Raw genomic sequence first — 12,551 nt, 5'->3', positions numbered from 1 at the left:
ATCTTTAAACCAGCAATGGCAGCACCTCGCCGGACTTCCCCCTGATGCTGGCGTCCACCATCCCGGATACCGGCGTAGCTTCCGGATTGATCTCGATTACATACGCCCCCGATTCCTTGGCTATCCCGGCAAGCGATGCCGCTGGCTGAACGAGCGACGATGTCCCGGCAACAATGAAAACCTCGCAATCCCTCGCCGCGGAAAACGCCGCCTCTATCACCCCTGCATCAAGCGACTCCCCGAACCAGACAATATGGGGTCTCAACATACTCCCGCATTCGCACCTCGGCGGAAGCGTTTTCAATGGTGTCTCATGGTTGTCGCTAACCTTACCGTCCGCAAGGCACCTCACCTTCCAGATGTTGCCGTGGAGCTCCACCATTTTCCTGCTCCCTGCCTTTGCGTGAAGGCCGTCCACGTTCTGCGTGATGAGGAGGAAATTGTCGAATTTCTTTTCCATCCCGGCTATGGCGAAATGACCCGGGTTCGGTTTTAGCGGAGCGAGGATGCCGCGCCGCCAGTCATACCACTCCCAAACCAGCGAAGGATTTCTCTCAAAAGCATCCGGGGTTGCAAGCTCTTCCGCCCGGTAATTTCTCCAAAGCCCCCCCTCGCCCCTGAAGGTGGGCACACCGCTTTCGGCTGAAACTCCAGCGCCGGTCAGTATCGCGACGCTCCCAGCTTCGGCTAGCTTTTTCCTGGCTTTTTCCAGTTCCATTCCAACCCCCTTATCGGCCTGTTTTCATAGCTGTGTAATTTTATCACATGCGGAAATCGTCCTGTTTTGCCCATACTTTTTAAAATTGGATATTTTCTTTTTCGACCACTCTTTCCCCATTGTAAGAAACCTGTAAACCTGCTAATCTTACGCCCGAAACAATTAATTACCTTTTTAAAGGGGGTCCTGTGAGGCTCACAAAAGGAGGAACGAAATGACTGCGTTAAGCGCAATTGCACCAAAAAACTTCTGCACCATGGGATTCAGTTCATGAGTAACGCAAAAGAGCAGCTCCTGCTCGGCGAAGAAGAAATTTCTCGTACCCTTTCCCGCATCTCCCATGAGATCATAGAGAAAAATTTAGACCTTTCTTCCATCGTACTTGTCGGGATATTTACCCGGGGCGTACCGCTCTCAAAGCGGATAGCTGACAATATAAAAAACATTAAAGGAATTGATATACCGCTCGGCGAGATGGATATCACCTTCTACCGTGACGATGTTCACGAGGTTAGGCCGACAATGAACGTGGAAAAGACCCATATTCCTGAAAACCTTTCAGGGAAAACCATCGTCCTTGTGGACGACGTTCTCTTTACCGGCCGGTCGATAAGAGCAGCTGTCGACCACCTGATAGATTTCGGAAGACCGGCAAAGGTACAGCTCGCCGTTCTTCTCGACAGGGGGCATCGCGAACTCCCTATCCGCCCCGACTATGTCGGAAAAAACATACCAACCACGCGAGAGCAGCGAGTACAGGTAATGCTCAACGAAATCGACGGCAAGGACCAAGTAATCCTGAAGGACGGCAGCAATGACTGAAGCCGAAAGCCATTTCCTGGGGAAACATCTCCTTAACATCAATGACCTTACCAAGGACGAAATACTCGGCCTTATCAATACCGCGAAGCGGTTCAAGGAGATTTCCGAAAGAAAGATCAAAAAGGTGCCAACACTGCGGGGCAAAACAGTAGTAAACCTTTTTTTCGAGCCTTCCACAAGGACAAGGACCTCTTTTGAGATCGCTGGAAAGAGGCTCTCTGCCGATGTGATAAACATCTCTGTTAAAACATCTTCCCTCACGAAAGGGGAGAGTTTTAAGGACACGATACTGAACATCGCGGCGATGAAGCCGGACGCTATCGTGATAAGGCATTCATCCTCGGGCGCCCCTCTGTACGCTTCAAAGATCGCTGGATGCTCCGTTATCAACGCCGGGGACGGCGCCTCATCCCATCCGACGCAGGCACTCCTCGACTTGATGACCATCGCCGACAGCAATAAAAATTTCGAAAACCTGAACGTGAGCATAATCGGCGACATACTTCACTCCCGTGTAGCCCGCTCCAATATCGCCGCCCTTAACAAACTTGGCGCAAACATCACGCTCTGCGCCCCACCAACGCTTCTGCCGAGGGCCAAAAATATATTCAAGGCTAAGATCACGCACAAGATAAACGAGGCTGTGGAAAATGCTGATGTAATTATGATGCTCAGGATCCAATCGGAAAGAATGGAGCAGGGGCTTTTCCCTTCGCTGAGAGAGTATTCTAGCTACTACTGCCTGAATCCAAAGGTTATGAAAAACGCCAAGAAGGATGTGATCATCATGCATCCGGGCCCTATCAACAGAGGGGTGGAAATATCCGCCGAGGTCGCCGACGGCGAGTGGTCGGTAATCCTCTACCAGGTCACGCACGGTGTCGCCATGAGGATGGCTGTCCTTTACCTTCTTTGCGGGGGGAGCGAGTGATGAGCGACATCATTATTAAAAACGGGCGCGTCATAGATCCAGCCTCCGGCCTCGACGAGATCACCGACATATTAATATCGAAAGGGGTTATCGCCGGGATATCTAAGAACATGAAAGCCGACAAGGCGAAGATCGTCGACGCAAAAGGCTTTATCGTCGCCCCCGGTTTCATCGACCTTCATGTGCACTTCCGCGAACCCGGATTTGAATACAAGGAAACCATAGAGACCGGCGCGCGTTCCGCTGCCGCTGGCGGATTTACTTCCGTATGCTGCATGGCAAACACCAGCCCAGTTAACGATAACGGCACCGTCACCGCCTCAATTATCGAAAAAGGGGAGAGCGCCGGATCATGCCGCGTCTACCCCATTGGCGCGGTAACAAAAGGGCTTAACGGGAAGGAGCTTGCCGAAATTGGCGAGATGAAGGAAGCGGGGATCGTAGCCCTTTCCGACGACGGGAGATGCGTAACCAGCCCCACCATTATTCGAAACGCAATGGAATACGGCTCGATGTTCGGCCTTACGGTTGTTGAGCATTGCGAGGATTCCTCCGCAAAAGGTGGAATCATAAACGAGGGGGAAATTTCCGCCAGATTCGGCATCAAAGGGATTCCGTCCACCGCTGAATCTTCCGTCGCCGCAAGAAATATCCTGATATCGCAATACACCGGTGTCCCCGTTCACCTTGCCCACATATCGGTAAAGGAAACAGTGGAAGCGGTGCGAGACGCGAAAGCAAGCGGGATCAAGGTCACATGCGAAGTCGCTCCGCACCATTTCATCCTCACTGAAAAGGAGCTCGCCGGCCTGAATTCCAATTACAAGATGAATCCTCCGCTCAGAGCCGAAGAGGACCTTCAAGCGATTAGAAAAGGTATAGCGGACGGAACGATCGACTGCATAGCGACAGACCATGCGCCGCATGCCGAGTGGGAAAAAGAGACGGAGATAGATATCGCCCCGTTCGGCGTTGTAGGGCTTGAAACCGCGCTCCCGCTCGCGCTCAGGCTTGTTGATGATGGCCTTATCACCCTGACGCAAATGATCGCACTGTTTACAAACAGGCCTGCTTCGATATTCAATCTCCCGGGAGGGAGTCTCGCCAAAGGGGCACCGGCTGATATCTGCATTTTCGATGCTGAACGAGTTTGGAAGGTTCAGCCCGAGAAATTTTTCAGCAAAGGGCGAAATACCCCGTTCAAAGGAGCGGAGATGAAAGGGCAAAATCTGATTACGATTGTCGGCGGAAATATTGTGTATAATTCGGCAGATTTATGAAAGCAATACTGGTACTTGAGGACGGACGGCACTTTGAAGGGGAAGCCTTTGGCCTGGAAGGGCAGACATGGGGAGAGGTTGTTTTCAATACTTCGCTCAGCGGATACCAGGAGGTGCTCACCGACCCCTCATACCACGGGCAGATAGTTGTATTCACCAACCCCCTCATCGGCAACTACGGAATTACCTCCGAGGATGAAGAATCGGAGATGGTACATGCAAAGGGGATGGTAATAAAGGAACTGAGCCGAATTACAAGCAACTTCCGCTCCCAAAAAAGCCTCGACCAGTATCTGAAGGAGCAGGGCGTAATGGGAATTTCCGGAATAGATACAAGGGCGCTTACGAGGCATATCAGGGATAAAGGCTCCATGCGCGGAGTGGTTACAGTCATGTGCGAAAGCCCGAAGTGCACGGCGGAAAAAGCGTCGTCGCTCCCGCTTATGAAAGGTTCCAACCTGGTAAAGGAAGTAACCCGAAAAACAAAAACAGAACATACCGAAGGTCTTTGGAGGCTTGGAAACGGCTTCCGTGATACATCCTCCGATAAAGATGTTCTGCATGTTGCGGCTCTCGATCTCGGAATAAAAAGGAACATCCTCCGCCATCTCAGCGACGCAGGCTGCAGGGTAACGCTATTCCCGGCATCCACTCCCGCAAATGAGATCATGGCGGCAAAGCCGGACGGCCTATTTCTATCAAACGGACCGGGGGACCCGGAGCCTGTCACTGTCGTAAGGGATACTATACGGGAGTTGCTCGGCAAACTTCCGATATTCGGGATCTGCCTGGGACATCAGATTTTCTGTCTGGCAATGGGGGCGAAGACTTTCAAACTGAAATTCGGCCATCGAGGCATCAACCACCCTGTCATGGACATCGAGGCCGGAAAGGTGGTGCGGATTACATCTCAAAACCACGGATTCGCTGTGGTAAACGAAAATATGCCGGAAGATCTGGCAGTTACGCACTACTCTCTATATGATGGAACCATCGAAGGTGTTCGCCATAAAAAATATCCGGCGTTCTCCGTTCAATACCATCCCGAAGCGTCGCCCGGGCCGCATGACACTACAGGCCATTTCACGCAATTTATTAACTTGATGAGAGAATTCAGGAAAGCAGGATAAGAAACGTACATGGGAATATTTTTTGGAGAGAGTAAATGGAAGCCGGATATTGAAAGCGGCAAGGTAATAAGTGCAATACTCGACGAAGTTTTTACATTTGCATCAGAAAAACAAAACGCCTCGCATCTTGAGCGCGCAAAGACTCTTTATTACTCTAAAGTCGGCCAAACTTTCGAAGATGACCCCGATTTCATTCAGAGAATGGATTCATTTCTTGAGTGGTTCATTTTTGATTATATGCCGGAGGGGGGAGTCCCCGGAGGAATATACAAAAGCTATCTCGAGCAAAAACGGCATGCATCTACCACGGACGAACTTCTTGCAAGAATGGAATTAGCGAATAGTCATCAATCTATTTTTCTTGTCATTGAATACAAAAACGGAGTTGTAAAGGTAAAAGACCTGGTATTGAAAAAGAAATTCTACGTAACATGCGAGGACAACCTGGAAGAACAGGATATCCTCATGACCCGCATCGTGCATATGAAGGGAAAATGCCATTTTTCGCGTTCGCATTGCCTTCACCCGAAATCAGCCCTGAAATTCATAAAGAACGCCATAAGGAAAATCGGCAAAAACTCGATAACTCCCGACCTCTTCCTCGAACTGGGTGCTATGCAGCTACGATGGCGGCGCTCAAGACAAATCGACATAAAACACATTTACGCATTCCGGTAACAACTTGCCAAAAAGAAAAGATATAAAAAGCGTTTTGATAATCGGGGCAGGACCGATCGTCATTGGACAGGCTTGCGAATTCGATTACTCCGGAACGCAGGCGACCAAAGCTCTGAAGGAAGAAGGTATCCGCGTAATTCTCGCAAACTCGAATCCGGCCACCATCATGACCGATCCGGATTACGCTGATGCCACCTATATCGAACCGCTATCCGTGGAAATACTTTCAAAAATCATCGAGAAGGAAAAACCGGACGCCCTCCTCCCGACTGTAGGCGGTCAGACCGCCCTCAACCTTGCACTGGAACTCGACCGGTCGGGCGTGCTTGAAAGAAACGGCGTCGAAATGATCGGGGCAAATCCGGCAGCCATAAACAAGGCGGAAGACAGGGAGCTTTTCAAAAAAGCGATGGAAGAGATCGGCCTTTGCGTCCCGAAAAGCTCGTTCGCGAGATCCATTGCCGAAGCGAAGAAAGTCCTAAAAGAGATAGGCCTCCCTGTCATTATCAGACCGTCGTTCACCCTCGGAGGAACCGGCGGCGGCGTGGCAACTACCGACGAAGAGTTTGAACAGATAGCAAAGTGGGGTATTTCCCAAAGCCCGGTAAAACAGATAATGATCGAACAGTCGCTTCTTGGGTGGAAGGAATTCGAACTTGAGGTAATGCGCGACAATAAGGACAACGTTGTGATTATCTGCTCCATAGAAAACTTCGATCCAATGGGGGTGCACACCGGCGACAGTATAACCATTGCGCCAGCGCAGACCCTCACCGACAGGGAATACCAGATAATGCGCAACGCGGCCATAGCGATCATAAGGAAAATCGGAGTCGATACCGGCGGCTCAAACATACAGTTTGCAGTGAATCCTGAAAACGGAGACTTGATAATAATCGAAATGAATCCCCGCGTATCCAGATCTTCGGCCCTCGCCTCAAAAGCCACCGGATTTCCTATCGCCAAGATTGCGGCAAAACTCGCCATAGGTTACACGCTGGACGAAATTCCAAACGACATCACAAAGGCGACCCCGGCGTCTTTCGAGCCGACCATCGATTACTGCGTAGTGAAGATTCCCCGTTTCGCATTTGAAAAATTTCCTATCGCGGACGAGACATTAACCTCCCAGATGAAATCGGTCGGAGAAGTGATGGCTATCGGAAGGACTTTCAAGGAATCGTTTCAGAAAGCGTTGCGCTCCCTGGAAATAGGAGCGGACGGCCTTAATGAGGTCGATTTTTCCGAGACGGAACTGGAAGAGAAACTGAAACGCCCAACCCCCCAGAGGGTATGGCAGATAGGGCAGGCATTCAGGTTCGGATGGAGCGTGGAAAAGATAAATAAACTAACCCATATCGACCCGTGGTTTCTCGACAACATGCTCCAAATCATCGAAGCGGAAGAACTGGTAAGGAAAGGCGGATTTCCCGAAAGCAGGGAGAGCCTTTTACGATTAAAACAGATGGGATTTTCGGACAGAAGACTTGCGAGCATTACGGGTATGCGGGAATCGCAGGTGCGCGAAAAGAGGATCAAGCTCGGTGTTCGCCCCGTCTACAAGAGAATAGATACATGCGCCGCTGAATTCGAGGCGATCACTCCGTACATGTATTCGACATACGAAGAGGACTGCGAATCGGCGCCAACCGAAAACCGGAAAATAATCATTCTCGGCGGCGGGCCGAACAGGATAGGACAGGGAATAGAATTCGACTACTGTTGCGTTCACGGACTTTTCGCGCTCAAGGAAGCAGGTTATGAAACCATCATGGTGAACTGCAATCCCGAAACGGTAAGCACCGATTACGACTCCTCCGACCGCCTCTATTTCGAACCTCTTACCTTTGAAGACGTTATGGAAATTGTCGAAAAGGAGAAACCTTACGGCGTTATCGTTACTTTCGGTGGACAAACCCCGCTTAAACTCTGCGTTTCGCTGGAAAAGGCGGGGGTGCCGATTATAGGTACCAAACCTGACGCGATAGACCGCGCAGAAGACAGAAAGCGTTTTCAGGAGGTTCTGCATAAGCTGGGATTAAAACAGCCAGTGAACGACACAGCCATTTCCACGGAGCAGGCGCTGTCCATATGCAATAAGATCGGTTACCCGGTTGTGGTAAGACCCTCATACGTACTCGGCGGAAGGGCGATGGAGATCGTTCATAACGAAAAATCCATCCTCCACTACATGAAACATGCGGTCCAGGCATCGCCCGAACATCCGGTGCTGATAGACAGCTTTCTTGAGAACAGCACCGAGATAGACGTGGACGCCGTGAGCGACGGAAAGATCACGGTAATAGGCGGAGTCATGCAACATATAGAAGAAGCGGGCGTTCACTCTGGCGACTCGGCATGCTCTCTCCCGCCTCGCGACCTTTCTCAGGCGATGATAGACGACATTTGCGACCAGACAAAAAAGCTGGCGGCTGAACTTGAAGTAATCGGACTGCTGAATATTCAGTTCGCCATCAAGGAGGGAGAAATATTCGTTTTGGAGGTAAACCCGCGCGCATCCAGAACTGCCCCGTTCGTATCAAAGGCTATTGGAAGGCCCTTGGCAAAGATCGCGGCGCGCGTCATGGCTGGTGAATCACTCGAACAGCTCGGATTTACAAAACAGATAATCCCGAAATATGTTTCGGTAAAGGAATCGGTATTTCCGTTCATCAAATTCCCGGGTGTTGACCTCCTCCTCGGACCGGAGATGAAATCGACAGGGGAAGTGATGGGCATTGATACCGATTTTGGAAGCGCCTTCCTCCGGGCTACGCTCGCTTCGGGCACCAAACTCCCGACATCCGGGAAGGTACTTCTCTCTGTTGCCGATGGAGATAAAAAACACATTGTAAAAATCGCAAAGAATCTGGTCGAACTCGGATTTGAACTGGCAGCTACAAAAGGGACGGCCGACGCAATCTCCGAGGAAGGGGTAGCTGTGCAGACTGTAAACAAGGTCGCCCAGGGATCCCCTCATGTAGTGGACATGCTCGAAAATGGCGAGATCGTGCTGGTGATCAATACCACCCATGGAGAAAAGGCTATCAAGGATTCTTACAATATCCGCCGATCGGCATTACAGCTGTCCATCCCCTATACAACAACTATCGCCGGGGCAAGGGCAAACACCATGGCGATAAAAGCCATCAAGAACAGGGAGATGGATGCAACTCCAATCCAGAAGTACCATACCTGAGGTTTTTCCAAGAATAACGCTTTTATTCCTGACGCTTGTACTGGTTCCCTTCCACCTTTCCTTTGCCGAAGTCATCAGCGAAGAGTGGATGGAAATAAAAATGAATTCGTCCAAAATAGGATTCACCTATCAGAAAGTTGAAAGAACAGGCGAAGAATACAAGATCACATCCAAGTCGTTAATGAAGTTTGAAATTAACGGCATCACGCAGGAAGCTTCCACTAGCCATACATTTTTTCTCGACAGCGGGAAAAAACCGAAAAGCTTCACTTACATGCAAAAGATGCTGAACCACAGGCAGTTCTTCGACGGAATTATTTCTGGAAATACAGCAGACATAACCATAAGATCCGGCGGAAACGTCTCCAGGAAGAAAGTCCCTTTCCCCGACAATGCCAATCTCGCGGACGCAATCAGCTATCTCCTGGGCGACATGACTCTAGAGACCGGAGCAAAATATAAATTCCATGTTTTCGTGGAATCGCTCCTCGCAATAGAGGCGATTACCATCGAAGTCGGAAAAAAAACAACAATAGTTCATAACGGAAAAAAAGAAGAGGTTTTCGAGGTCCAATCAAAATTCCAGAATTTTACCGTTACTTCCTTTTTAACGCCTAACGGTCGAACCTTGAAGGAAATATCCCCTCTTGGTTTTACCAGCGAGTCCGTTGATGAAAAACAGGCCTTATCCTTCAAGGAAGGTGTAATGCCTTTTACCCAGATCCTTGCCTTCAGCCTCATCCCCGTCAAAATCGATATTGAGAAAAAAGAGGAAATAGCCGTAATGGTTCTCCATATGAGCGGTCTCGCATCAGAGGGCTTGATACCTTCGGATTCAAGACAAAAGGTAAAAACGGTCAAAGGGGGGAACGGAAATAAAGGCAAAACAATCATCCTTGAGATCGAAGTACGAAAGGAAAATGAAAAGGAGATCCCGAAGATTGCCATTTCTGAGTCCGGCAAAGGGATGGAGGAATATTTGAAATCTACTTTTGAGGCGCAATCCGACGACCCTGCGATTTTGAAAAGGGCGTCACGTATCGCCGGAAAAGAGAAAGATACATTCAAAAAGGCTCAGCTCATCAGCAGATGGGTTCACAAAAACGTAAAGAAAAGCTTTATTGACACCTTTTCCGCTGTTGAGACATTACGGTCGCTGGAAGGGGAGTGTCAGTCGCACACCAATCTTTTTGCCGCCCTTGCGAGAGCGGAAGGGATACCGGTGAGAACGGTCTCAGGAATAGTCTACTCGGAAGACTTCGAAGGATTTCTATACCACGCGTGGCCTGAGATATACGCTGGGAAATGGATCGCGATAGATCCCACTCTCGGCCAGGAGATCGCCGATGTCACGCACGTAAAATTAATCGAAGGCGAACTATCAAAACAGCTACAACTGTTTGAATTTATCGGTAAAATAGGGATCGAAATAAAATCAATAGAGCGGAGCAGATGATAGTAAAGATCACCGGAAAGAGAACGATCGCCGATAACCTGCATGAACTGCAATTTGACTGGCCCTTCGGCAAAACCAAAGCGGGACAGTTCGTAATGATAAGGGTACATATCGGCCTCGTCCCCCTGTTGCGAAGACCGATGAGCATCGCGGGCGAGGATGGCGGCACCGCTTCAATAATTTTCAAGAACGTCGGCGAAGGGACAGGGATACTCTCTTCAAAATCTGTCGGGGAGGAGATAGATGTCCTCGGCCCCCTTGGTAATCCCTTTTCCACACCGAAAGAAGCCAGAGTTATCATGGCAGGCGGAGGTGTCGGCATACCACCCCTCCTTTTTTTCGCCCGGCAAAACAGACATCTCAATATTTCCGCCGTAATCGGGGGGGCAACAAAAAGGGATATCTTCGGCGTCGAAGAACTTAAACGCTATTGCAAAGATGTCACGGTGACCACCGATGACGGTTCGTCCGGTATCAAAGGGCTAGTTACCGCTCCGCTTCCAGGATTGATAAAAGACAAAAGCGACTTCATAATTGCATGCGGCCCCAAGGGGATGCTGAAAGCGATCGATAACCTCTGCAAGGAACATGGAATAGACGGTCAGATATCAACCGAAGAGAAGATGGCGTGCGGTTTTGGAGTCTGCCTGGGGTGTATCGTAAAAACCGTAAACGGCAACAGACGGACATGCATGAGCGGTCCAGTATTCAATACTGGAGTGATCGAATGGGCGTAAACATGGAGACATCGATTGGCCGTCTCAAGCTGAAAAATCCTATAATGACCGCTTCTGGCACCTTCGGATATGGATTGAAATTCCATAAGATGTTCGACATCTCCACCCTTGGCGCCATATGCACAAAGGGGCTTTCGCTGAAACCGAGGGAAGGAAATCCGATGCCGAGGATTTGCGAAACTCCGGCGGGAATGCTCAATTCAATTGGCCTTGAAAATATCGGCATCGAAAAATTCAGGGACGAAACCCTCCCAAAGCTTGCCGGTACCGGCGCAACAGTGATAGTGAACTTCTTTGGCGAGAGTGAAGATGAATACGTCGAAACTGCGAAAACCCTTGACGGTATGGATGGAGTTCACGGGCTTGAGATGAACGTCTCATGTCCGAATGTAAGCAAAGGTGGAATTCAATTCGGCACCGATATAAAAGTGCTCGAAAAACTTACGCTGGCAGTCCGAAAGGCCACCTCGCTTCCTCTGATAGTAAAGCTCTCTCCAAACGTGGGGGACATAAAGCCCTTCGCTGTAGCTGTCGAGAACGGCGGGGCGGACGCGATAAGCGCCATCAATACGCTCCTCGGAATGAGCATCGATATAAAAACCGGCAGACCGAAATTGGCGAGGGTCTTCGGCGGTCTCTCCGGCCCTGCGATCAAGCCTGTTGCCGTCAGGATGGTCTACGAATGCGCCAATAGCGTTAAGATCCCTATCATCGGCATTGGCGGCATAACGTCCGTTGAAGATGTAGTCGAATTTCTCCTTGCCGGCGCGTCCGCCGTACAGGTGGGGACATTTAATTTTGTAGACCCGGAATCGTCAAACAGATTCGTAGCGGAGCTGGAAAAATACTGCACTGATAACCGGATTGACGGTTTAAACGATATTATCGGAAAAGTGAAGATCGGCTAGGCCCGGAAGTGATCAAAGGTCTAAAAGACACTCTTTGCTGCCTGTACAGCGGAGTAATACTTCCCTGCCGTTAGAGAGTGAAAGACTGCTTTCGAAAAGCTGTTTCTTACCGCTCTTTACTTCAAAGTGATAGACCTTGCCGGCCTTCAGTTCCATGAGAAGATTTGTATTTGTCTTCGCATGCAGTTTACGGTCAATATATACCTCAACTTCAGCTTTTCTCCCTTCACCCGTATCGAGAAACAGCAAAGGGGGCTGCGCCTCCTCTTTCCCATATATCCATGCATCCGCATTCGGCACATCGATAACTGAGATAAAGAGCAACGGAAATACTAGAAGCGCAAGTACCACGCGTTTTAATCGTTCAATAGGCCCCATTAGTGATTCTCCAATATTGCATCCCAAAGTGTGGCTCCCCTAAGCCCGGACAAGCCTGCCGGTCAACCACTTGTCAAGATGTTACACTAATCCGTCCAAAACTTCAAGCATTGCTCTAAGCTCTTAATTTTCAGTCAATAACCATTTTTATTATTGTCACTATTTATTACAGCGCAAAGGGATCTTTTACTTTGAAAAATACTGAAAAACAGAGAGATATTCGAACGATTTTTCCCATTGCGGCTATTACAGGTTTGCACGATTTCATCCGATATATACTGATGAACTGAAATTTCGATATATGATTTACTTTT

Annotated in this window: 11 protein-coding genes; 9 read left to right on the top strand and 2 right to left on the bottom strand. The window is 49.5% G+C overall.

The genetic code is table 11. The annotated features are described in order from the left end of the window. Positions 1-4 precede the first annotated feature (4 nt). The gene (locus tag OEY64_00670; GenBank protein MDH5541452.1) at positions 5-718 is read right to left on the bottom strand and encodes an NAD-dependent deacylase; all 714 of its coding nucleotides are present in this window, start codon (positions 716-718) and stop codon (positions 5-7) included. Between the two features lie 270 nt (positions 719-988). Here OEY64_00670 and pyrR point away from each other — a divergent pair, with 270 nt between their 5' ends. Genes pyrR through OEY64_00625 form a run of 9 tightly spaced genes read left to right on the top strand, consistent with a single transcriptional unit; the run spans position 989 to position 11,859 of the window. Then, positions 989-1,540 carry a bifunctional pyr operon transcriptional regulator/uracil phosphoribosyltransferase PyrR gene (pyrR, locus tag OEY64_00665; GenBank protein ID MDH5541451.1) on the top strand — a complete coding sequence of 184 codons (552 nt, stop codon included), beginning with the start codon at positions 989-991 and terminating at the stop codon, positions 1,538-1,540. Further along, entirely contained in the window at positions 1,533-2,471 is a 939-nt protein-coding gene (locus OEY64_00660; GenBank protein ID MDH5541450.1) for an aspartate carbamoyltransferase catalytic subunit, read from the top strand. Before pyrR ends, OEY64_00660 begins: the two co-directional genes overlap by 8 nt. After that, positions 2,471-3,751, top strand: a complete 1,281-nt coding sequence (locus OEY64_00655; protein ID MDH5541449.1) for a dihydroorotase — start codon at positions 2,471-2,473, stop codon at positions 3,749-3,751. Before OEY64_00660 ends, OEY64_00655 begins: the two co-directional genes overlap by 1 nt. Continuing rightward, positions 3,748-4,881 (top strand): glutamine-hydrolyzing carbamoyl-phosphate synthase small subunit, encoded by a 1,134-nt coding sequence (gene carA / locus OEY64_00650; GenBank protein MDH5541448.1) that lies wholly within the window; start codon positions 3,748-3,750, stop codon positions 4,879-4,881. The genes OEY64_00655 and carA overlap by 4 nt, the downstream gene beginning before the upstream one ends. 9 nt (positions 4,882-4,890) lie before the next feature. Next, entirely contained in the window at positions 4,891-5,559 is a 669-nt protein-coding gene (locus tag OEY64_00645) for a hypothetical protein (protein MDH5541447.1), read from the top strand. A gap of 4 nt (positions 5,560-5,563) precedes the next feature. Beyond that, positions 5,564-8,758, top strand: coding sequence for a carbamoyl-phosphate synthase large subunit (gene carB, locus OEY64_00640; protein ID MDH5541446.1), 3,195 nt, complete (start codon positions 5,564-5,566; stop codon positions 8,756-8,758). Continuing rightward, positions 8,727-10,214, top strand: a complete 1,488-nt coding sequence (locus OEY64_00635) for a transglutaminase-like domain-containing protein (protein ID MDH5541445.1) — start codon at positions 8,727-8,729, stop codon at positions 10,212-10,214. The genes carB and OEY64_00635 overlap by 32 nt, the downstream gene beginning before the upstream one ends. Next, positions 10,211-10,951 (top strand): dihydroorotate dehydrogenase electron transfer subunit, encoded by a 741-nt coding sequence (locus OEY64_00630; GenBank protein ID MDH5541444.1) that lies wholly within the window; start codon positions 10,211-10,213, stop codon positions 10,949-10,951. Before OEY64_00635 ends, OEY64_00630 begins: the two co-directional genes overlap by 4 nt. Next, positions 10,942-11,859, top strand: coding sequence for a dihydroorotate dehydrogenase (locus OEY64_00625; protein ID MDH5541443.1), 918 nt, complete (start codon positions 10,942-10,944; stop codon positions 11,857-11,859). The genes OEY64_00630 and OEY64_00625 overlap by 10 nt, the downstream gene beginning before the upstream one ends. A 12-nt stretch (positions 11,860-11,871) precedes the next feature. Here OEY64_00625 and OEY64_00620 read toward each other — a convergent pair whose 3' ends face one another. Further along, positions 11,872-12,237, bottom strand: coding sequence for a hypothetical protein (locus tag OEY64_00620; protein ID MDH5541442.1), 366 nt, complete (start codon positions 12,235-12,237; stop codon positions 11,872-11,874). Positions 12,238-12,551: the final 314 nt, after the last annotated feature.

It is taken from the genome of Nitrospinota bacterium (assembly GCA_029881495.1).
Taxonomy (GTDB): Bacteria; Nitrospinota_A; UBA7883; order JACRGQ01; family JACRGQ01; genus JAOUMJ01.
Note: the sequence above shows the minus strand (reverse complement) of the source record. Positions and strands in the feature narration are given on the sequence as shown.